Origin of the sequence: Nostoc sp. MS1 (genome assembly GCF_019976755.1) — a bacterium.
Classification (GTDB): Bacteria; Cyanobacteriota; Cyanobacteriia; order Cyanobacteriales; family Nostocaceae; genus Trichormus.
In genome coordinates, this window is sequence record NZ_AP023442.1 from 230549 (window position 1) to 253352 (window position 22804).

General features: G+C 41.0%; 18 protein-coding genes and 3 pseudogenes. 9 read left to right on the forward strand and 12 right to left on the reverse strand.

The window, feature by feature from the left end:
* The first annotated feature begins 28 nt into the window (after positions 1 to 28).
* The 4 genes from NSMS1_RS32050 (at position 29) to NSMS1_RS32065 (ending at position 1829) form a co-directional block, all read left to right on the forward strand.
* A complete protein-coding gene (locus tag NSMS1_RS32050; protein WP_224095521.1) occupies positions 29 to 643 on the forward strand; it encodes a Uma2 family endonuclease in 615 nt (204 codons plus the stop codon).
* 338 nt (positions 644 to 981) lie between these two features.
* Positions 982 to 1152 (forward strand): hypothetical protein, encoded by a 171-nt coding sequence (locus NSMS1_RS32055; protein ID WP_224095522.1) that lies wholly within the window; start codon positions 982 to 984, stop codon positions 1150 to 1152.
* A gap of 23 nt (positions 1153 to 1175) precedes the next feature.
* A complete protein-coding gene (locus NSMS1_RS32060) occupies positions 1176 to 1409 on the forward strand; it encodes a hypothetical protein (RefSeq protein ID WP_224095523.1) in 234 nt (77 codons plus the stop codon).
* A gap of 45 nt (positions 1410 to 1454) precedes the next feature.
* Positions 1455 to 1829, forward strand: a complete 375-nt coding sequence (locus NSMS1_RS32065) for a hypothetical protein (RefSeq protein ID WP_224095524.1) — start codon at positions 1455 to 1457, stop codon at positions 1827 to 1829.
* Between the two features lie 718 nt (positions 1830 to 2547).
* Here the strand turns inward: NSMS1_RS32065 and NSMS1_RS32070 are convergent.
* Positions 2548 to 4461 carry a transketolase C-terminal domain-containing protein gene (locus NSMS1_RS32070; RefSeq protein WP_224095478.1) on the reverse strand — a complete coding sequence of 638 codons (1914 nt, stop codon included), beginning with the start codon at positions 4459 to 4461 and terminating at the stop codon, positions 2548 to 2550.
* Between the two features lie 335 nt (positions 4462 to 4796).
* Between NSMS1_RS32070 and NSMS1_RS32075 the strand changes: the two genes are divergently transcribed.
* Entirely contained in the window at positions 4797 to 5585 is a 789-nt protein-coding gene (locus NSMS1_RS32075; protein ID WP_224095699.1) for a DeoR/GlpR family DNA-binding transcription regulator, read from the forward strand.
* Positions 5586 to 5918: 333 nt separating this feature from the next.
* Here the strand turns inward: NSMS1_RS32075 and NSMS1_RS32080 are convergent.
* A pseudogene (locus tag NSMS1_RS32080) lies at positions 5919 to 6141 on the reverse strand (ATP-binding domain-containing protein); the annotation flags it as partial.
* A 163-nt stretch (positions 6142 to 6304) separates the two neighbouring features.
* Positions 6305 to 6563: pseudogene (locus tag NSMS1_RS32085) on the reverse strand (transposase family protein); the annotation flags it as partial.
* 35 nt (positions 6564 to 6598) lie between these two features.
* On the opposite strand from NSMS1_RS32085, the gene NSMS1_RS32090 reads away from it, so the two are divergent.
* Positions 6599 to 6835, forward strand: a complete 237-nt coding sequence (locus NSMS1_RS32090; protein WP_224095525.1) for a hypothetical protein — start codon at positions 6599 to 6601, stop codon at positions 6833 to 6835.
* A gap of 422 nt (positions 6836 to 7257) precedes the next feature.
* Here the strand turns inward: NSMS1_RS32090 and NSMS1_RS32095 are convergent, their stop codons facing one another.
* The 6 genes and pseudogenes from NSMS1_RS32095 to NSMS1_RS32120 all read right to left on the reverse strand — a co-directional run bounded on the left by NSMS1_RS32095 (position 7258) and on the right by NSMS1_RS32120 (position 14214).
* On the reverse strand, positions 7258 to 8031 hold the full coding sequence (locus NSMS1_RS32095; protein WP_224087847.1) for a pentapeptide repeat-containing protein: 774 nt from the start codon (positions 8029 to 8031) through the stop codon (positions 7258 to 7260).
* Positions 8032 to 8049: 18 nt separating this feature from the next.
* Positions 8050 to 9123 (reverse strand): annotated as a pseudogene (locus tag NSMS1_RS32100) (transposase); the annotation flags it as partial.
* A 288-nt stretch (positions 9124 to 9411) separates the two neighbouring features.
* Complete coding sequence (locus NSMS1_RS32105) at positions 9412 to 9615, reverse strand: hypothetical protein (RefSeq protein ID WP_224095526.1); 204 nt, start codon at positions 9613 to 9615, stop codon at positions 9412 to 9414.
* A gap of 282 nt (positions 9616 to 9897) precedes the next feature.
* Entirely contained in the window at positions 9898 to 10725 is an 828-nt protein-coding gene (locus tag NSMS1_RS32110; RefSeq protein ID WP_224095527.1) for a formylglycine-generating enzyme family protein, read from the reverse strand.
* Positions 10726 to 11108: 383 nt separating this feature from the next.
* Entirely contained in the window at positions 11109 to 13355 is a 2247-nt protein-coding gene (locus NSMS1_RS32115; protein ID WP_224095528.1) for an ATP-dependent RecD-like DNA helicase, read from the reverse strand.
* Positions 13356 to 13437: 82 nt separating this feature from the next.
* Complete coding sequence (locus NSMS1_RS32120; protein ID WP_224095529.1) at positions 13438 to 14214, reverse strand: hypothetical protein; 777 nt, start codon at positions 14212 to 14214, stop codon at positions 13438 to 13440.
* Between the two features lie 517 nt (positions 14215 to 14731).
* Here NSMS1_RS32120 and NSMS1_RS32125 point away from each other — a divergent pair.
* Positions 14732 to 15334 (forward strand): BrxA family protein, encoded by a 603-nt coding sequence (locus tag NSMS1_RS32125; protein ID WP_224095530.1) that lies wholly within the window; start codon positions 14732 to 14734, stop codon positions 15332 to 15334.
* Here the strand turns inward: NSMS1_RS32125 and brxL are convergent.
* Both brxL and pglZ read right to left on the reverse strand, forming a co-directional pair.
* Positions 15331 to 17349: a protease Lon-related BREX system protein BrxL gene (gene brxL, locus NSMS1_RS32130; protein WP_224095531.1), complete on the reverse strand. Its 2019-nt coding sequence runs from the start codon at positions 17347 to 17349 to the stop codon at positions 15331 to 15333. The genes NSMS1_RS32125 and brxL overlap by 4 nt on opposite strands.
* Before the next feature lie 45 nt (positions 17350 to 17394).
* Positions 17395 to 19959 (reverse strand): BREX-1 system phosphatase PglZ type A, encoded by a 2565-nt coding sequence (gene pglZ, locus NSMS1_RS32135; protein ID WP_224095532.1) that lies wholly within the window; start codon positions 19957 to 19959, stop codon positions 17395 to 17397.
* A gap of 315 nt (positions 19960 to 20274) precedes the next feature.
* Between pglZ and NSMS1_RS32140 the strand changes: the two genes are divergently transcribed.
* Together NSMS1_RS32140 and NSMS1_RS32145 are read left to right on the forward strand one after the other, a co-directional pair.
* Positions 20275 to 20547 (forward strand): hypothetical protein, encoded by a 273-nt coding sequence (locus tag NSMS1_RS32140; protein WP_224095533.1) that lies wholly within the window; start codon positions 20275 to 20277, stop codon positions 20545 to 20547.
* Positions 20544 to 20912, forward strand: a complete 369-nt coding sequence (locus NSMS1_RS32145; protein ID WP_224095534.1) for a clan AA aspartic protease — start codon at positions 20544 to 20546, stop codon at positions 20910 to 20912. Before NSMS1_RS32140 ends, NSMS1_RS32145 begins: the two co-directional genes overlap by 4 nt.
* Before the next feature lie 65 nt (positions 20913 to 20977).
* Here the strand turns inward: NSMS1_RS32145 and pglX are convergent, their stop codons facing one another.
* The gene (pglX, locus tag NSMS1_RS32150) at positions 20978 to 22705 is read right to left on the reverse strand and encodes a BREX-1 system adenine-specific DNA-methyltransferase PglX (protein ID WP_317986624.1); all 1728 of its coding nucleotides are present in this window, start codon (positions 22703 to 22705) and stop codon (positions 20978 to 20980) included.
* Positions 22706 to 22804 lie beyond the last annotated feature (99 nt).

Sequence of the window (22804 nt, forward strand, 5' to 3'; positions counted from 1 at the left end):
TCTATCCGCTCATAGCAACGACATCGCAATGGTTCAATTTGCTTCAAAACTTTTGACTGTTGATGAATTTATTACCCAATACGGGGATAGCGATCGCCATGAGCTAATTGATGGTGAACTAGTCGAAATGGAACCTACTGGGCCTCATGAGCAAGTATTAGCCTTTGTTGGGCGCAAGTTAAATGTGGAAATAGATCGCCAGGAATTGGCTTATTTTATTCCCCACAGATGCTTAATCAAATTGTTAAGTACGAACACAGCCTTTCGCCCTGATGTAATTGTCTTAGATCAAAGGCAACTAACTAATGAACCATTATGGCAACAAGAACCTGTAATTACATCAGGGAAATCGATTAAATTAATAGCTGAAGTGGTCAGTACGAATTGGCAAAATGATTACGCACGAAAAGTTGAAGATTATGCTTTGCTAGGAGTAAGCGAATATTGGATTATTGATTATTTGGGTATTGGTGGTAGAGAATATATTGGTAAACCTAAACAACCAACAATTACAATTTGTACTTTAGTAGAAGATGAGTATCATAGGCAACTATTTCAAAATGATGAACAGTTAATTTCTTCAGTCTTTCCAAACTTACAACTAACGTCAAAGCAAATATTTGACTCTAGTTTAACGAGCTAAACAATACATATAAGCTTATTGCTATGAGTTTCCTGTCTCTAATGCTCGTGATACATCATCAGCACTTAAGACGGTTTTGGTGGTTGATCATAAGTTAACAAATATGGGTCAAAATAATTCATCCTCAAATAATACTCATCAGGAGTGAAATATTCGCTCATATTGAAGCCCAGATACAGCGATTAGGCTGGACACAGGAGAATATCAAAGATTATCTAACGCAAACTTTCAACAAACGCGCACGAGTTTTTCTAACTGTGGATGAAGGGAAGGAATTTTTAAGTTATTTGCAGTCTCTCTAGTTAGCAAAATATATATACTTAACAAGTATAAACATCATGAACCTAACAGATGTAGCTACCAATATTTCCAGTAAACAGCCTTTAGTAATTGACGAAATAGCTTCCCTTGAACAGCATCTACAAGGGCATCCCCAGCGTGAAGAAATTTTGCGGAATATCCGAAAGTACGAAGCTCAGATTTTGAGGCAGGAACAGAATAAGAAATAATTATTGTTGAGGGTTTCAAAATAATGAAGGGAAAAATTCTCAGAGATATTGAGTGTGAGAAAACAGGTAAGATACTATTTCGTGAGGGTCAAATTATCGAGTGTGGGTATCATACCGATATGGGAAAAATATCATATGAACAGACAGATTTTATTTGTGCGAGACAATGGTTACTGGTAGTCCCAGAACCACGTTGTATTACAGAAGTTGATTTTCTGACATCTCTAGATGTAATCGTTCTTGGTGAAGTTATTTGAGGGTAATTTAGAATATAAATTCATTTGATGTGGCGGGGCGATCGCATGAGTCAACATTTTGATGTACAGGAACAACTATCTAGACCCCTCGCTTGCGTAGGATGCCACAATTACCACGGCGGCACATACGGAAGACAGCGATTAATTTGTGGGATTCATCCGTATGGTTATAATGAGTTGACAAACTGCCCTGATTTCGTCACTTATGAAGTTGAGATGCACGGCTTTATTGAAATCATTAAGGAAGTTCAACCAAGTGTTGAAATAGTTCAACAAAGCGATACAAAAATTACTCTCAAGGGTAAATTTGTCTCTCGAACTGGGACTGATGATATCGAATACTTTACGCAATTACGGTTAATGTCAGCATCATTTTCTGGAGAGAAAGAACGTCGTACTTATGTCCTGCCAAGGCAATAAGGGAAACAGAGTTTTCACAATTTGAATTAATCATTACAATTTAGCTTTTTCTCGTTCACGCACCAGCTTACGAATTTGGTAAATCCTCGAAGGAGACAGGTCTAACTCCAGGGCGATCGCCGTAGGCGGTCGCTTGCGCCATCGCCACTGTTGGTGTTATTAGAACTTAGATACTCGACAGAATGTCTGTCGAGCATCGTCAAAGGCTTTTGCTACAAGGGTTTTAGATTTATGCCACTAGCTGGAATTGGGCAATGGTGTAACCATCTACTTATACGCAACCGCACAAAGCACAAACCTGTAATCCCCAAAATTTGTTTTGTTCTTAATAGATACTTTTGGATATAATCAAAAACCATAAATAAGTCTGAAAAATAGTAGACACTCAATTTAACGTTTTACCATTTTTCTTTTTCTAAGTTAATATTTCGGACAAGTCTATTGAGCCAACTTGACTTTAGCAGTTTCTGATAAAGCGACATTAATTTGTTAGAGCGTCAAATAATCTGTTAACCGACAAATGCTACTTAGAGCAATGGAGTTAGTAACAAGCACGCCATTTGCGTATGAGCGCAATTGATCTCTTCAGTTGTAGCAAACTCTAAGTATTATCAGCAAGGGAAAAGGGCTATGAAGCTAATTTCATCAGTATCCTAGCCCTTTTTGTTCCCCTTTAAGGACTTTAGTCTCAACAGAAAATATTTGTACTTGGGTTGTGTTATCTAACTAAGTCTTTAACCTTGTTCATAATACTCACTGGATCGATACCTTGATGTGGATACTGTTCCCATAAACCGCCGCAACCTTCTTTATGAGTCCCAAGATGAGCGTATTTGGGAGTAAACCCACGCTCTAACAGCCAGGAACCAAAACGGCTACCTAATCCAGTTCGACGATTGAACGCTTCTACTACAAGGACAAAAGGAGCTTTACCGACTTTAGCGATCGCTTCTTCATCAATAACATTTAAGGTTGGTTTATTAATCAAACCTACATCTAGCCCTGAGTGTTTGAGACGTTCGACTGCATCAAGGCTACGATAGAGAGCATCACCAAAACTGATGATATAGCCTTGCGTTCCTTCTCGAATCACCTCATCTTTACCAGGAACAAATTTATACCCATTACCAAACAAATCTTTACCGTTGCTGTCAAGAATATTCGGTACTTTAGAACGAGTGGAGAAAATGAATCGTAGTCCCGGCTCAAAGAACACAGCTTCTACACAAGCTTTCATCTGATTAGTATCTGCGGGAAAGAACAGCTGTGTTGCGTAGCCATCATCCAAGCCGTTGTCAGCAAACATATTGTTCAAACCGAAATGGCATGTGTTATCTGCCATGTCATCTATACCTGCATGGGAAAAGTGACAAAGAACATTTGAGTAGTTTAGCCTTGCCATCGTAATTTCGGAAATGCACATTTCTAAGAAAGCACTAAAAGTTGCAAAAATTCCTTGCTTTCCTTTATCCATACCAAACCCAGCAGCAGCAGAGAAGTTCCCCCGTTCCATAATTCCAGAGGAAATAAATATTTCGGGGTATGTATCGTGAATTTTCTTAAGTCCGCAAGAACCTTCTAAATCGCTGTCAATCACCAATACGTTTTGCTTGCGTTCTTCTTGACTCATTCGACTTAAAACATCAACCACTGCTTCACCAAACACATTGCGGTTAGCACCCCATTTTTCGCTAGAACCAATAAAAGTATAGGTCTGTTTGGGTTTTTGAATGTTTTTCAGATATTCAACAGCATCTGTATGTTTGCGTGATTCGAGATATTTAATTGCCAAGTCTACCGAGATCACATCGTGACCATGAGTGGAGCCTTCTAACCCTTCAATACCCGGACACATAGGGCGTTTGTTGATCACAGCAATCGGCCCTTGAGTATTTACTGCTTCGCTCATACGATGATATAAATCGTCTAAGTCTTCGCCGTCTCCTTCTAGTATTTTCAACCCATGACCTGCTAAAGTTTTGGCAACTGTGAAACCAGGTAGATATTTGGATGGATGTCCGGCAATGGTAACATCGTTATCATCAATAATTAGCTTGACATTGAGATGTTGAGCAACTGCCAAACGGGCAGCTTCCGCGTCGTTACCTTCTTGCTGCGAGCCATCAGAACCAAGACAGAAAACGACTTTGCCAGGATTTGCTAAGGTTACACCATTAACGTAGGGCCATATATGCCCCAGTCGTCCAGAACTAAACTTCACACCAGGAGTTAGCCCTAGTTCGGGATGTCCTGGTAAGTCGAAATGTGCCTGACGATAGTGTAGAAGTTGCTCGGCATTTAACTCACCATGTAGGGTTGCCATCAAGTACTGGGTTGCAGCTCTATGCCCTGCTTCATCAAAAAAGATCGGCACAAATCTCTGGGATGCTCCCCGGAAGAATGCGTCGAGAATCATCACTTCTGGTACTGTATCGTAAGGGCCACCTGTGTGACCGCCTACTCCTCTGGCAGCACCAGTGGCTGTAAAGAGGATGATCGCATCGCGGCACAGTTGAATGTTTCCTTTAAGAATTTCTCTTTGCTCATTTGTAAGCGTTGCATTTTTGGGGTTGAGAACTAGAGGTTTATAAGCACTCAGATCAATGGGAAATTGCGTATTAGTAAGTGTCATGTTTTATGTCTTTAATTTGAAATGTTGATTGATTATTGATGACAGATGATTGATGACTATCAACAATCTTCATCAGCGCTTGCACAAATTAAATGTGTTTTTGTTTCAGTTGTTTTATCCTTTTTATGAGTGCGTCGTCTATGAGGAATCATGTAGCTTAAACGCTTCCCTTAATACCAGGGATCGGCTAAGATCGTTAGACTCTCCTTCTGCACGAATGTGCTTGAATTTATTTAAAGCCGACGACAAGTAGGCAGTAATCCGCATATCTATAAGTATAAACTCACAAACGCGCAATTTCAATGGCAAATACGCAATTTCCCGAAAAGCCTTCTATGCTAACAGCAGAGCGACGACAATTCATCTTAGAAATTTTGCATCGTGATAAAAAGGTGCTGTCATCAGAACTTAGTGCTGTGCTAAAGGTTTCTGAGGATACGATTCGTCGGGATTTGCGGGAATTAGCCGAATCTGGTTTCTTGCAGCGCGTTCATGGCGGAGCGCTTTTGGTTTCTCCGGCGATCGCCAGTTATGCAGATCGGCAAAAACAAGCACCAAAAGAAAAAGAAGCGATTGCCCGTGCTGCTGCAAAATTGATTCGTACTGGGCAAGTGGTAATTTTAAATGGCGGTACGACAACTCTCCAAGTGGCCCGTCATTTACCTTTAGATTTACAAGCGACAATCGTCACAAATAGTCCGCCAATCGCTGTTGCATTAGCAGAGCATCCCCATATTCAAGTTGTAATGTTGGGCGGACAACTCTATAAAAAGGCTTTAGTGAACGTTGGTGTAGCAACAATCGAGGCATTGCGGATGATTCGTGCAGATTTGTGTATGTTGGGCGTATGTAGCCTACATCCAGAAGTTGGTATCAGTGTGCCGAATTTAGAAGAAGCCTATGTTAAACGAGCAATGATTGCTGGCGCTGCGGAAGTAGTTGGATTAGCGACAGCAGAGAAGTTAGACACAGCTGCTCCTTATGTAGTCGAGTCAATTCATGCACTAACTTATCTGGTAACTGCACCAACAGTATCTGATAAGATGCTAACTACTTATAAAGCTTTAGGTTTAACGCTCGTCCAAGATCAACAAAGTGATAATACTGGCAAAGATGATCTTTAATCCGCGATCCGCACCAAAGAGCTAACCCCTGTGTCAAAGATTTTCCCGAAGTCAAGCACTGCCCTCAAAAATGGAAAGCTTTTTACATTGCGGTGGAACTGCATCGAAACGGCTCTAAACCGTGGGTTGGGTAAAGTGGGATTTTGGATGTTAGACAGACATTCTGTCTAACATCGTGAAAGGCTTTAGATGTAAGGGTTTTAGCCTGATGAGCATATCAATATTGGCTTTGTTGCTTGATCGCCCCTACCTGTCCGCTCTTGTCTGCTCTGTGCGTAGGTGTAGCCTGTGTAAGCATCGCAACTACAACGCTATCGGCTGCAACAACTTCTGTCACAACCGTGTATATCGCTGCTGGTCATCCGTAGTTCGCACAGCCAGAGCGATGGCGTAACCGCCCAGCGTAGCTGATCGCTTTCACCGAACCAACGACAATTGCTAATTTCCTAGCGCGGGTTAGAGCTGTATAGAACAAATTCCGCGAAAGCATGACATAGTGCTGCATGTACAAAGGAAATATCACTACAGGAAACTCGCTTCCCTGCGACTTATGAATTAGACTTGTCCGAAAACTTCAAAGCCAGACTGTTCAAAGCTTTGAGACAAAACTTTGATATTTGCGTAAAAACGTAATAATCAAGGTTTGAGATAATTACTGTTAGTTTAGAGGCATAAAAGTTAACTTCTCCTTTTTTAAATTTTCTGACTACTCGTAGTAGCTAAGTTGGCAGGATTAAGCTACCAATCCTTAACCTAACTAACCCACAGACTGTTAAAATAATCTGCTCATACGTTTCAAGCTTTAAGCGAAATCTCTCTCGAGCAATCCGAAATATTTTGAGCAGACGAATCAAATGTTCAATGAATATCCGATTACTAGATAAAGCTTTATTTTCATCCTTTTGCTGCTGAGTTAATTCTCGTGCGCGGTTTTCTTTTGTGAGGAGTAGTAATGTTTTCGCCACCTTGAAAACCCTTACAAAATATATAGTCAACGTTTTGGCATTGAAGCAATGTTCAAAGATTGTAAAACGGGCGGCTACAATCTAGAAGGTTCTCAAGCCAGTCCTGATAGGCTTGTACGAATAATATTATTAATTGCTTTAGCTATAAGCAGTGCTTGGTTACACGGGCAAAGAACTAAATTTCAAAAACTTGATTCTTATATTTGTCACCAAGAAGAAAAAAATAGAAATGAGAAGCGTCACAGTAATTTCTGGATAGGTTTATATGGTGAGACAGCGCTGTAGGAGGGTTTCCCTCCGTAGGCGACTGCAAACCCGAAGGGTCAAAATTGGATAGTTGCTTGGCATGAATGCCAAGCATGGGTTGAGGAACTGGTCGGTTCCGTTCGCAATAAGCAGGCATATTATCAGCGAGGTTTAAGGGCTATAACACTTATACAGCAAGCACTTTAGCTCGATTGTCGCCCCTTGAAGTCATTTGCGTAGCGTCCCGCTCCAGAAGATGTTGTCCTAGCGATCGCCTGTTTTATCCCGATTCTTGTCTCTTCATTGTTTGTCTATTTTGTCAATGCGTAAGTCCTATAGATGTGCTTTAATTCCAAAATTCTTTCATCTAAAGTGGATGTTTGAGTGGTTTATTCAAAATACTACTTTTGATTTTCTGTCTCTTCAGATGTACGGGATTTTTCAAAAATCAAATGCTAATCCTATAAATGCTGGGTGCTTATAGGATGATTATTACTATTATCGCTAGTCGTGAATTTTACTTCTCTTAAATTGGCTCCATTCAGTTTTGTCTCATATAGAATAGCTTCTTGCAAACTAGCTAAATATAAATTTGCTCCAGTCAAATTAGTTCTCGAAAGGTTTGCACCAGTTAGGTTTGCAGCACTGAGAATTGAATATGATAAATTTGCCCCCGCTAAGTTTGCACCAGAAAGGTCGGCGGCGATGAGAACTGTCCCGCAGAGATTAGCTTGAGATAAGTTTGCGCCACAAAGGTTAATACGATAGAGATTAGCGTTTTCTAGGTTTGCTTCCCTGAGATTTGCTCCTCGGATGTCGATATGACACAAATCTAATTGTTGATTTTCTGTGTCATGTTGGATATTTCTCCTTGCAATCACATCTAAAGCGCTTTGAATCAATAATGTTGAGCAACTATCTAACGGTGATGAAGAAGTGCTAGCAGCATGAGCATATATAAACTTGCAGAGTATCTCCATAATTAGCCAGTGATATTGAGGATAATTATGAGCTATTTGCTCTAACTCATAAATAGTATTTAGCCTAGTTTTTCCTGTTCGATACTGTAAATGCTTGAGCAATGTTTTTAATCGTCGATTGCTGACCAGAGTATCTCCATAGGCGTTTATTTGTTTACAAGTTGAAAGTATTTCACCGATAAATTCTACTATTTGGTTGTTGTATTGTATATTTTTGACGACTGTACGATAAATATTAACAATGCTATTTAGCATAACAATACCTTAGCCAATTTAATAGGGTTCAACACCTGTGGAAACGGGATGAATACGTCCTAAAGAAGTAAGCTTGGCAAAAATCTGATTTAATAAAATAGGCTCAGGGGTTTGAGGAAGCATTTTTAAAATTTCATAGACATATCGAAAGCCACGATAATGAGCCTTAAGGTCAATAATGCCGGAATCGGGATTGTGGTGACGAAAATCAGCGAGAAGATGGTGGGATAAATTAACCATGAAGAATGCTAGATTAGAAGCATTAGTCACTGCAGTTTGACCGAAGTTCATAAAGTCTTCCAATCCCCAAAATTGCTTGGCATCACGGAAGTTAAACTCAATTTGAAAGCACAGGTTGTAGTAGTCAATTATTTTCTCAGATGACAATTTTAGGTCACTAGAAAATAGAATTACATGACTACGAGCATTAGTGTTAAGATTGGTTTTTACCAAAATAACTATATTCAGTGCTTGGGAAAATTCCTTGTGAAGGAGAGTGCATTGATAAACATCAGTTTGGATTTTATCCTCTATGCTGCTTTTACATAAATACTTGTCAGGTATGTTACGATAGTCAATCTTATCACCGTATTTACGACGAGAAAGTTTACTGGATTTAGGATTTTCATAAGGGAAATATAACGCTGAATCATGGAGCAATTTAGAAATTATGTGCAACTTAACTTGCCGAACCATTTGTAAAGCATTATTGTTACCAAAGTGTCCATCTAATACTAAGTAAGCAAGGGGAATAAAATCACCTAATAGCTTGAAAAGCGAATTAATCATTTTCTGAATCCGTAGTAATTCAGATGTTAATATTACCTCCGTTTTATTCTTGTTTTTACTGCCTTTTGGTCGCCCACGCCGACGTTTCTCTTGCGGTTTTATTTCTTTGATTGCTAATGGGCTACTTTTTTCTATATCACTCTTTATGACCTGTTCTATCTGAATCGGAAATGAGTGCTTTTGCTCAACACTTACTAATGACAATGTAAAAAAAGATAGTCCTAATATAGGTTTGTTGTACAGGCTAGAAAAAAATCTATCCAGCTCATAAGTTTGTTTCCCTGATTTACTTATTACAACTTCAGCCCTATCTCTTCATCCTCTTTTTTTGGCACAGGTATTGGGATAGATATAATCTTTTACAAATTTTATCTACATCTGCCAACTCAGCCTTCCAGATAAATTAAATTTGCTTATGAGACATTAATGTTGCATATATGCTATACAATTTCCACCCGTAACTATATAGCAAATATGTTGTTAATGTCAAGCTATTTATTTAAGCATTAAATAACTCTGACTTTTCACGGGATGTGGAAAAAGAGAAGTGGTTCGTGTAAATCATGACTTTGTTGGCGAATTGAGAAAGGCTTATGCTCTTGTTGTTAGTTCAGCAATGAAACGATTGAGAGCTTTAAGTGCCACTTTGTATCCAGCCGCTTGCTTACCTAACTTCAGATCCAATAAAATGTGATCGCGTTGTGCTTCAAGTGTTTCTAGCTGGGACAATAAGGTGGTTGACCTTTGAGAATGCCTTTCATTGGTTGAGTCCAGGGGAACTATTAAGCTCTGCACCTCTCAATTAGATCCGGACATACCCATTTCTGTGTATCCGGCTCCCGATGTTCTTAACCCTCATTTGTCACTCTAAGCAGAGGAAAATAAAAAATCAGGGTGAGTCAGAAATATAAAAATTGGGGAAGTGAGCCTATAAACGATAGATTGAAGTTTAGCAAACCCTAATGATAGTTGGGGAAGGCGATCACTTTTCTCGAACTTAGTTTTTTATAGCTTACTGCTACAGCTAAATTTGACTCTTGCACCAGGGGCAGATGGAAACAAATTGTGATTCTAATGTTAAGGAGAGTTTACTTTTACATCATCACAGACAACGCGAAAACCAATATCTTCGTACTTATTTTTTGGGTTGCATCGATGACGGTAGGCAGACCGACACATAACAGAGTCAGAGTACCAAGAACCACCCCGTACTACCCGAAATTGATTGCTGTTTACCCAAGCAATGTTATCTGTTGGTGCATCGTCGTAGGTGTCATGCCAAGTATCGATACACCATTCCCAAACCTGACCGTGCATATCATGCAAACCGAAAGCATTAGCAGGGAAACTACCCACAGGACTTGTCTGCCCATTAAACTTTTGATTACTAGAAATATGTTTACGGCTATAGTTGGCTAATTGATTTGTTATTATCTGCCCGAAGTAAAAAGATGTTTCTGTACCAGCACGGCAAGCATATTCCCATTCGGCTTCGCTAGGTAAACGATAGTTTCTGGTTGTTAATTTGGAAAGTCTAGCACAAAATTCATTGGCATCATACCAAGAAATCTGTTCTACAGGATGCTCATATCCTTTAAAAAAGGAGGGTCTAGAGATTAATGTTTTAGTCACTGGAGGGGAAAAAACCGCAACTTGTTGCCATTGCTTTTGAGTAATTGCATTTTTACTCATAAAGAAAGATTGAATATTCACTTGATGTTGAGGACGTTCATCATTTTTACTGTTTAATTCCTCGGCTGATGAACCCATCATGAAACTACCAGCAGGAATTTCTACCATTTCCAAGCTTACGTCACTAGCTAAAACTTCTTGAAAACTTTTAATCTCCGCATTTAAGGAAAATGAACGAAGATGTTTTTTAGCTTTTCCTTTAGTTTGATACACTATATTTTTTCGCTGGGATTTTATAACCTGCACATTAGTTTCCATAGTTCTTACTTGAAACTCCACAGAAAAATAGCTATTTTGCAAATTACGCATTATGTGGATTAGACGTAAAAACCCTTGATTTATCGTTGTAGAGATGTTGTATACAACGTCTCTACAAGACGTAGAATGCTCGATATTTTATTGATTTGAATAATTCACATCAGACGTAAATTACAAAAAGAAATACAAAAACACTATACATCTATTAACCCCACAATAACAGCCTAAACAATATGATCCCTCAATGATTTGTATAAGTGATTGCAGCAATATAATTTTGTAAATAATTTTGACTTTTCTAGGATTTAATTCTCTGAGGAAAGCGAATTATAGACGGCTCACCCAACTGGCTGTAACAACCTCTGCCACAACCTTGTGTAGCGCTGCTGGTCATCTGTGGTTCTCACAGCTAGAACGATCGCTTTCACCGAACCAACGACAATCGCTAATTTCCTCGCTCTTGTTAACCCTGTATAAAACAAATTACGCGAAAGCATGACATAGTGCTGCATATATAAAGGAAGTATCACCACAGGGTACTCACTCCCCTGGCTTTTATGCGCTGAGATACTGAAGGCTAAAGTAATCTCATTCAAGTCAGCGTAGTCATAAACCACAGCCCGTCCACCATACTCAACCGTCACCTCTTGCTCCTCCGTATCAATATCAACGATAGTCCCCAAATCCCCGTTAAAAACCTCGCGGTCATAGTCATTCATCTGTTGTATAACGCGATCGCCCTCCCGCAGAATCATCCCGCCTCGGTTAATCTCCACCTTTCCGGGCGCAGGCGGATTGATCAGCTGCTGCAAAACAGCATTCAAATTCCGAGTACCCACCAACCCCCGCGACATCGGAGATAGCACTTGCACATCCGTAGCTGGATTAAAGCCCAGCCGGGGGATATACTCACCCACCAACTCGCATATAGCCTGTACCCCATGCTCTGGAGTGTGTCCGCCTCCGTGCCAGAGACAATCTGACTGTGGATTATCTGAGATTGGTTCTATATTTGGATAATCTCCCTGGTTGATTTGGTGCGCTGCTGTCACAATCGCACTTTGTTGGGCTTGCCTAAATACTTGCGTTAGCTTGACTACTGGCACTTGCAGCGAAGTAATCAAATCTGCCAGCACTTTACCAGGGCCAACAGATGGTAGTTGGTCAATATCACCGACTAATAATAGTTGCGCTCCACCAGCCACAGCTTTCACCAGGGAATGTGCCAGAAACAGGTCGAGCATCGAAGCTTCATCAGCAATAATGGCACTAAAGGGTAGAGGATTTTCGTTATCTCGCTTGAAACCCATAGTCTTGGGGTCGAACTCCAGCAAGCGATGTATCGTCTTTGCCTCAAGCCCGGTCATCTCTGATAATCTCTGCGCTGCCCTTCCTGTTGGTGCAGCTAGGGCAATGTTTTTGCCCATCGCTTTCCACAAACTGACTATGGTATGGGTAGTAAAAGTTTTCCCAACGCCAGGGCCACCAGTCAGAACCATGACCGGAGAATAAGCCGCCATCTCCACCGCTTTCTGCTGTTGGGGCGATAGCTCAATCTTACGGCTGGACATGAAGCGGTCTAGCCATGCACGGACACGGGGGATATCTTGTTTGACTTGTTGGCGTAACCGCCGAGATATCAACTGTGCAAGGTTTTGTTCTGTGTGGAAGAAAGTTGGTTTGTAGCAGAGTAATAACTTCTCGCCGTAGCTGTCTCTCACGTATTCCCTAACCAACTCCTCCCTTGCGCCCATATCTTTGATAATGTCAGCGATCGCATCTTCGGTTGGCTGATGGTCATCTGTTGTTAGTAGTTTGATGACTTTTTCTATTAGTTCTGGCTGTGGCAAGTAACAATGACCATCCTCAGCAGCTTCACTCAATGCGTGGATGATTCCGGCGCTGTAACGAAATTCTGAGCTTGAGGGTACGCCGAGATTTCGCGCAATCTTGTCGGCGGTGAGAAAGCCGATGCCGTAGATGTCGGTCGCAAGCTGGTACGGGTTCGCGGTGACGGTGGCGATCGCTTTATCTTGGTATTGTTTATATATTTTTACGGCGTATGTTGTAGAAACGCCGTGGGTTTGCAGAAACACCATTACTTCCTTGATTGCCTTTTGCGTCTCCCAGGCATTCTTGATCAGCTTGATCCGCTTTTTGGCAATGCCTTGTACTTCGATGAGTCGGTCGATTTGGTTTTCGATGATATCCAGGGTTTCTAACCCGAAATGTGCAACTATGCGTCTTGCTGTAACTGGCCCGACTCCTTTGATTAGTCCACTGCCAAGATATTTCTCAATTCCAGTGAGTGTAGCGGGTTTAGTTTCGTGGTAGTTAGTGACATTAAATTGTGGGCCGTACTGTGGATGGTCTTTCCAGAAACCAGTCAGTTGTAGTGTTTGCCCCGGCTGAATATTGGCGAAGCTACCGACGATGCTGGTGAGGTCGGTACTGCGGGAGCGAGTTAGACGTGCGACAGTGTAACCTGATTCCTCTGAGTGGAACGTCAGGCGCTCGACTACCCCAGTGATGGTTTCGTAGTGGGGTTGTGCTTGGGTTTGTTGTGCTGTGGGTAGAGTGGACATTGAGTGTTAAAAATGCCGCACATCATTATAAACTTATAGGTGATTTTATTTTAGTACATAAATACTATCTAATCTCCAAAAATCATTTTTTAGCATTTTGAAAAAGTTTCAACAGTTTGCGAACTGCTGATATAACTAAGCCTTGGTCTTTTTCGATTTCTTCGTCTAAGAATGAGATTTTTTCTCCTAATTTAACTGTTGAATTAGTTGTTGAAGCAAGAATTTGACTTGATATTAGTCCTTTACTATCACTCAAATCAGTTGTTATATTTTCAGTCTTAACTTCTGTTGAATCCACAAAAGGATATTTAATATGGTTCAACAATACTTCTCGATTCGCTCCATGAATATCTAAAGTGTCACATATTTGTTCAATGTTCCAGTAGCGGATTCCTTTCTTATGCCCTTTGCGCCACTGTTTAGGAGTTCCCGCAGTATCAATTATTTTCACTTTAGAATTATTTTGAGTCCAACTTAAAGTATCGTTCGTCAAACCAAATAAATCTTCAATCCAAACAATACGATACTGCCAGTCTCGACTATACCAGCGTACATCTAAATACTTACTACTAGCACCAGGAAAAAGCTTATGAGCTTTTTTTTCATCCTTATCGCAAGAATAAGCAACATCCCAAAGGCGTGTTTGTGACCACTTATTCCATGCTTGTGAAGACCATCCCCAAGAAGAAATCCATACAGGATGAATCCAAGGGCAATTATCTATTACCTGCAAAAATTCTTTAGCTCCAGGGGTAGGAGTTCCTGTCTCACGCTTGTAAATCTGCTCTGGTGATTTTCCCTCTTCTTGTAACTCAATCACACCATTGATGTCAAGGAAAAGCATTATTGGTTCAGTCATATAATCATTTAATTATTAATTTTGTCTATATATATTAGATTTGACTATTAACAGTAAAAATACAGTTAGTAATATTCGTTGTAAAAGCAATACTGTTATAGTACCCAACTGGAGCAATAAGTAACACAAGTTTAGTTTATCAGTGAAATGCAAGCCAGAATACAACTCAACGCTATTAATAAACTTTAGATCAAGTCAGAGGAATATCAAGAGGTTGAGATGATTTAAGGGCAATCGCATTTTAAGATAAGGTTTGTAATTTCAGTCTGGTGAGACGAGATTTATTAAAATTTAGAAGGGCAATTAGAAAAAGAAACATTGAAGTCATAAGTAATGATATTTGTGTTTGATAAAAAAGATAATAGATAAGGAAATTTTTTGATTTTGAAACTTGTACTAATTAGTTCTAGGCTTTTTTGCTTAAAAACCTTGCCTAAAGAAATTATTAGGCTACAATGGCTTACCGTCTGTTTGAGACAGTTTTGTTTCTTGCTTATAGTGTATTTTTATCCCCACTATGATCGCTACAGCTTATGCTGCTCGTACTAACAATGCTTTTGTTCTGACTGAAACCGTGACAGTTGCTAAACTGATGCACCAAGGTTTAACCCAGAAGGATATTCGGCAACGGGTATTAGTAGAAGATTTATTTCAAATACGCTCCCAAGTATCTCGTGAGCGTGCGCTACAAAGTATACTTAAGCGCCTTCATCAAGTACCAGAGGCGTACATTACATTAGTAGCCACAGGCAATCCTGATATTCGCCGACTCACTATCCTATTTCTGATTTTGCGAGAACATCGCTTACTGCGTGAACTTATTGCCGAAGTCCTGCTGGACAAGTTGAAACGTTATGATTATGTACTGACACTTGCTGACTTGCGAACCTTCTTTGAAGGGAAGCGAGATCAGAATCCCACTGTAGCTGCATGGGCTGATTCTACCTATAAAAAAGCTGCTAGCAATACTGTAAATGTATTGCTAAATGCGGGTTTGTTGCAGCCAACTTCACCACGAGGGAATTATCAAATTCGTGCTGTTCCAGTACCATCACCCCTTCGCCATCAACTTCTTGCTGATGGGTTAGGTCATTATTTGACTTTAATGCTTGATGTTTAATCGACGGCTAGGGCTTTAAATACTGCGTCTACTGGGTCAGCGTAAAAAGATGTTTGGAATTTAGCAAATAGCTCTGGTGGAACACTGGCTAAATCCACAGCGCTGGCCATTGGTAAAAGTATGCGTTTTGCTCCAGCATCAAAGGCTACTTGTAAGCTACCCGCTAAGTTGCTTACTGGAGTAATTGTACCGCCTAAAGTCATTTCACCAAATATAGCAAATTGTGTCTGGACACTCCGTTTCAGGGACGCAGAGCATAAAGAAACGAATAATGCTAATCCACTTTCTTCTGGTATCCCAGCCCCTTGTAAATCAATTAACTGTAGTAAAAAGTCCCAATTGCCAGGGTGAATACTACTACTAACTCGTTGAGCGTTAGCTTTGAAGTAATTCATGGCAATATTTAGACTATCTTTTATCTTGCCAGTATTTGCTACGCCAGTACGTACTAACTTTCCACTACCGGGTATTGCTTGTAGTTCAAGTTTAAATGTGCTAATTATGCCACTATCTGCATTACTGACAAAGTGTAAGTGACCAGGAGTTAGCACATCTTGAGTAATCAAGCTTGACCCGCCTTGTTCTGGGACTGAAACAAAATGCTCTTCTAAAGTTTCTAGGTCGATGTAGCTGAAATGTACATCGTAAAATTCCATACCGCCAATTTTTTTGAGCTGTTCCTTGACCCGTCGTCGCACCCGTAGTGCATAGACTAGGGCTTCACGTACATCTTCTTTACTAAATGAACCATCTGGAAAAAGCAGCTTTAGTAGACCAGATACAGTTTTGCGGACAGCTTGCACATCTCGTTGCTTGAGGTTATTGCCCAATCGAAACAAGGAGTCGATTGCATCAGCAAAACTGCGTTTCCGCATTTCCCGCAGCCACTCAGCTAAATAATCAACGATAAAACCGTACTCGTTGGTAAAATTTTCTGGGCTAAACTTGGGAATTTCCCAACCAGGAATATAAGCATGAAAGCGGTCGAAAAAGGCAGTGTCAATCATGGCTTCGGGGAAAGGTGCAAGTAAGTGAGAGGTTTTCACCAAAGATTCCACGCTTTGATTAACGTTGCCCACAAAGACCATAGAAGCATTGGCACTAATCTCAGCCTTACCTCGTGCAAAGGAACCTGATGCCATGTAGTCTTTCATGATTTGCACACCATCATTATCATGAAAGCTAATGCCTGCGACTTCATCAAAGGCAACCACATCAAATAAACCTACCAGCCCCACACGACGGGTAGACATATTGTAGAAAAGGTTGGCTACTGTGGTTTTACCACCGGAAACAAGAATTGAGTTAGGGGAAACTTCTTTATAAATGTGGGATTTACCTGTGGAACGTGGGCCAAGTTCACAGCAGTTGTAGTTATTCTCGCAAAGGGGTACTATACGCGCTAGTAAATGCCACTTCACTTCTTCACTGAAGTTAGTGGGTTCTAGTCCTGTTGACCTAATTATTAAATCAATCCATTCATTGCGGGTAAAAGCTGGACGACCTGCGAACAGTTCTTCCATCTCCACGTTAGGCATTTGGATTGGTTTGAGGCTTCCCACGATGAATGGGCTGGGTTTTGTACCTGCTTCGTATTCAAGTTGTAGGATGCACCATATACCACTGCCCAAAAGTTTTGGGTTGGGTTTGACGATTTCCGGGTCAATGACTATGCCCTTAATACCCAAGTTCGTTAAACTACCTTGGTAAATGTCATCCCTTTCATTGAGAGTTACTGTTACTTGGTCAATGATAGTGAATCGCCCCAATTCCCGAATTTTGGATTTAACTTGTTCTGCTTCATCGGGACGAACGTAATTCTGAGCTAGGATGTTTTTTACACGAACAACACCCTCTTCAATAGTGGTTTCGTCATCGGTCGCGCAGTACATCCCCAACAGGTACTCAAGTACATAAACAGGTACATTAGCACCTTCTTTGATACGTTTAGTTAGGTCTTTCCGTACTACTTTACCAGGGTAAACGCTGTTTAGCTTTTGGTTGAGGTCGTCCATTTTAGAACACGGGGCAGGGGGCAAGAGATTAGTATCAATATTGGCTTAGAAATCTCCAAAGTCATTAGCGATTCCTAAACTAACTGCCCAATTTTCTCGTAGCAATTCACTTTCGTCATCGGCATCCTTGACTATTAAATAGGCATTACTAGGAGGACTAGCGATAGCCACTGTCAACCTCAAGCTAATTTCTCTCTCGCTGGGATGTCGGCTAGTGCTACTTAAGTTTGCTCCTCTTACGTCTGTTATGGGTGTATATGTTTGGGGATCGTACAAGGCGACTGTAACTTGACGCGATCGCCATCTTCCCTCAACTGCTTCAGTTTGTACTAATGTCAAGCTAAAACGATTATTCGTTACTCTGCGGACTCTTGCACTGACCTGTACACCTACTTTCCGGGCAGGGCCTTCGTCACCTTTTACTGCCCGTTGGTGATGATAGGTCAGGACAGGTACACACACTTCCTGAAGGGATGCGCCACCGTGGACAAACTGCGCTCCTGCTCCCTGAACGGCAAAGCGTAAACTGCCACGGGGTACAATGGCAATCATCTTATTTTCTATGTAGGGCAAGCTGAAGTGTAGCAAGGTTGGGTCATTTATCTGTTCTCGTGCCAGTAAATAGCGGCGTTTGCTTTCCAAAATAGTTTCATCATTTGGTAGGGGTCGTTTGTCTGCTTCTTGAATTGGGCGACGTTGATACAAGAAACCGTGGTCAGCAGTGATAATAACGTTTGTACCGTTGATAGAATTGCAGATTCTTTTTACCAGCCGTAGCAGTTCATTAATTGCTGTACTGCAAGCTGATAATACTTGGCGTTCGTTAGCGGGTTTATCACCCGTCGCATCAATGACATTGTGATAAATATAAATCAGGCGATAGGGTTGCACTGCTATCCTCCCTTCGTCTGTAGTCATTGCTAAGAGGTCTTTGGCATTAATTACCGTAGCATCAACATGGCTATTTTCGGTTAATACCTTTTGCCTTGCCAGCGTACCCTTGGTACTAAGTCCATCAAGGCAGACATCATCATCACCTGGGATTAATTCTAATTTTGAGCCAGGAAGCAGCGCTGCCATCCCCAACCGCGTCACACTGGGTAAAACTCCTAATTGCGCCTCTAAAGTCGCTTCACCCCGCATTTCTTTCTCAATTACTTCTTGGAGTTCGCTGGCAACTTCGTAGCGTAAGGCATCGGAGATAATTACAAAAGCTTTTTCGCGATCGCTCCGTTCTAAAATTGGGAAAACGTGCCTGCCAAAGAATCTAGTTTGAGATGGAATGCCTTGCAACTCCCAAGTTTTACCAAGGGTATCTGACCAAGCTTCCCCTATTTCATCTAAAAACCATTGAGTATATAAATTTTCAACGTCATCAATTAAGGCTTTGAGGATGTCGCCTTGAGCATCATCGCTCTGCACAATAAAGTGGCGGTAAGCTTTGTCAAAGGAGTGTAGATTGCTGGCGTAAGCTTTAAATAATGACGGGGCTGGCTGGCGGAATCCTGCTATGTATTGCTGCTTAAATTCTAAGAGTGCGATCGCAGCTTCCAACGCTTGATAAATTTTTTCATATTTTGGAAACCAAATCAGGGTGTGGCGAGCTTTTAACCAAGTTCGCCAGTGGGTAAATTCCACTGTTGGTTGCCACATTTGCGCCCTGAGCGTTTTAACGCAAGCACGAATTAATACTTGGTCTACAACCTCGAAACTGGCTGCTTCAAATAAAACTTCTGGCTCTAAATTGTCTAAAGCATCAAATATATGTAATTGTTCTGCTACTTCATTGCTAAGGGTTTTCCAGCCTGGGGAATCTTGCTGGTCACGCATCCACTGGTCGATGAAGGAGTAAGCTCGTTGTTTAGGAGTGATGACTTGGTTTAGTAGCGCAGATGGGATAGCACCATGCAGTGATTGAGCAAAATGAGTTATGAGTAACTGCACAAATAATTTATTTAAGCTGGGGTTTTGCTTGGGAAAGTCAGTGTGTTCTTGAACTACCTCCCAGAAAGCTTCTGGAGATACAAAACGCTCAATATCAGACCAGAGAGCATTATCTGACTCTAATAAACCTCCCAGCAACACCCGCCGAATGAGTGTACCTGCATCGGGTACTTTTAAGCTTGCGAGAACGGAAAGCATAGCCAGGAGTAATCCTCTTTCGTCGCTGTCGGGAGAAATACCCATTGCTTGCAGGGCTTCTGTTCGCTTGCGACTTTTAAAGAATTTTATGTTTTCTCTGATGACTACCTCTAGTCGCCGTTGTCGCAACCCTAAATCAGCATAAATCAGGGCGGCGGGGTCGGCGGAGAAGGTTAAGCCGCTTTTTTGAATATCTAGAAGCCAGTTTTCTTGAGGTGCAGGTTCAGGAAAGGGAGCGTACAGGAGAAAATCTTGTGTGGGTTGCTCAACTAGCAGGTGATATTTTACTGTGAAGGGAGTATCAGCAAGTTCAAGCTTTTTTACACCTTCGAGTTGGAGTTCATTGAAGCTGCTGGTAAATTGTTGGTCAGGGTCGTACCAAAATACAATCCGCCGTCCTGGGTGTAACCAACGGGCAGAATCTTGGAAGAGGGTTTCTAACGTGTTTTGGATACGAGTAGTGTTCATACTGGCGAGGCACAAGGATAATAAAGTGTGTTTTAGAATCCAATTGCCACCTAATATGGCACACACTTTAAAATTAAACTATTACTCAAAGTTTCACTGTGCCAGCGCCAGATATAGCTTTTTTTAGCTTAGTGAGATAGAGATAAAAATAATTAAACGCAGATGCACGCAGATAAATTTGTACCTCAGCAGATTAGGAGACGCTATAAGCCAGGTTTTACAGAATTTGCTACAGCCTGGGAAGTCAGGGGGTAGAAGCAACATGATTTACTATATACAAAGAAAGATAGAAAGTTAAATGAGGAGGTTGCTAATATGCCTAACTCGGAAATTAGTAAAGAAGAAATTGCAAGACGTGGCGGTGAAATTTATCAAAAAATAATTCGTGTTCAAGTTGAGACAGCAGAAAATATTGGCAGAATTATCTCAATTAATATCAACACTGGTGATTACGAAATCGATAATGATTTACTTGTAGCTTGTCATCGCTTGCAAGCAAAACAACCTGATGCAGTCATTTGGACGGAGCGAATTGGTTATGATGCTGTTTATGCCGTAGGTGGTACATTGGTCAGGACAGCACGGTGAGACACGGAATAGTTGTTGGTCTTCAGGCACGTATAAGTGTTGTTCTTCGTTCTAGTGAAGGTTCAGAAATAGAAGTTGAGTGTGTAGTTGATACAGGATTTGAGGGCTTCTTAACTTTGCCACCGACTGTAGTTGCTGACCTTGGTTTAATCTATATTGCTTCAATTAGAGCGAATCTTGCTGATAATTCTCATATTTTAACGAATGTTCATCAAGTTACGATTATATGGAATAGCCTAGAACGCGAAATTCCAGTTTTAGCAATGGGTCGTCGTCCACTGATTGGTACTGCACTTCTCGAAGATTATCACCTCAGCATAGACTTTTGTGAGGGAGGTACAGTGTTGATAGATGAGATTTTGTAGTTTTTAACTATATTTCAAACTCTCACTCTCTTAGCATCTGCGTGAAACAAAATCATCCGCTTTCATCACTTCAACAGTTCCCTTTTCCACTGCGATGCTTTCTCTAAATCAGCCATTTTCAAATCTGTACCTTCATATACCAAGTCCTTAAAGCGGGTATAGTTGTACGCTACGCCATCATCAAGGTCAAGTTTGATTCGCGCATCGGCTTGGGTTTGCAGTTTGGCTTGATAATCTCGTAGTTCTAACTGTTGGGCTTGCAGGTCTTTGAGGCGGTTTGTGGCTGCTTTTTTGGCGGTGCTGGAAGTGGCGTTGTCTAGCTGTTGTTGTGCGCGGGTAATTTCACCGTCTAGTTTGACTTGCAATTCTAAAACGTAATCGGTGCGGATACGGGCGAGAGTGTCTTCGTTGTAACGGTGTAGGTAGACTAATGCGCCAAAAGCTCGTTTTTTGCCACTGGTAAACAGCCAGTAAATAGGGCGTTTTTTATAAGTTTGGATGTGGTCGGAAATAAATTCTTGCAGGAAATAACGGCGGATACGTTCTTGGGTGGTTTCGCCGTTTTTGAGGGTGAGGGCGTTGGCGATGAAGTTGAGGTTTTCGGTGAGGGTGTCAGGGCTGTAGGCGACACGCAGAAATTCTATGAAGCGGGTAACGATGTCGTTATCGAAGTAAGCTTGGTCTGTGATGGGAATTATTGCATCACTGCTGGCGGGGAATGTTTGGTGTAGGGATGGGTCAAATGTTTGTCCCGCGTGGATGAGTCCGGGTTTGTCTAGGCTATAGCGTCCCATGATACAGCCGACGGTGTAGGAGATGAGGGAACGGATATCTCTGTTTAAGTCGGCGCGGCGGATGGTGATTTGCTCGTCGGGTACTTCTGGGGTGAGTTCGTCTTGTAAGCCGTATGCTTTTATCCAGTAGCGGTTGTTTTCTTCTTCTAGGCGTTGGAGTTCGCGGAAGGCGGTTTCTGATTTGCTTTGCCAGATGGTGAAGGCTTCGCTGAGGTGTTTGATATTGTGGCGTAATAGGGGGTGGGTTTGGAAGTCCCAGGAAGTTTCAAAGTTGTCCCAGTCTTGACGACTTATGTTAATAGCTTCTTCTGTTAAATCATAATTAATAGGTTTTTTAACAGCTTCAATGACAGGTAAACTAGCAACATTGCCTACTTGAAAGTTTAGTGTGGGATTCATGATTTTCATAAACTCAAATGCAACATTGCTACATAGAAATCCTGTAAATGAATTACTAATATCTTCACTAGGAAATACAGATGAGCCACCGACATCAAAAATAAATCCTTTACCTGAACACCTAACTCCGAAATATGAAGAACTAATGAAAGACCAAGTAATACCCGATTTAAAATATTTATCAGTATTTTGTGGACGTGAGCGTTGTTTACCGCCACCATTAGTTCCAAAACTACGAATTTCTAAACCATCTTTTTCCCAATTCACTACAAACTCTAGATTGCCATACCATTTCCTATATTCCCCACCTTTGTGATAAGGAAACCACTTAAAATCTGATTTATTTGCATTGTCCCTATTTTCTATTCCAAATCCAATTTTCTGTATTTTTATTTCAAACCATAAACGTAAAAACTGATCATTATTACCCGTTTGAAGTCCCACTACTGGATGAGTAATTTTTCCAAGAGGTGTAGATTTTTCAAAAATATTTAATATTTTTTGACTCGTCCAATAAGCGATCGCACTCCCCGGAATCTTTGCAAAATCAGCAGGGTTAAGTAAGTCGTGGAGAAAATTTATAAGTATGTAACAAAGAATTAAGCAGAAGAATAAGAGTTAAATTTTACACGTTGCGTACTGTAGTTTCCCTTTTCTCCTCTATTTTGAACTCCATCAATGACAGCATAGGCAAGGTCT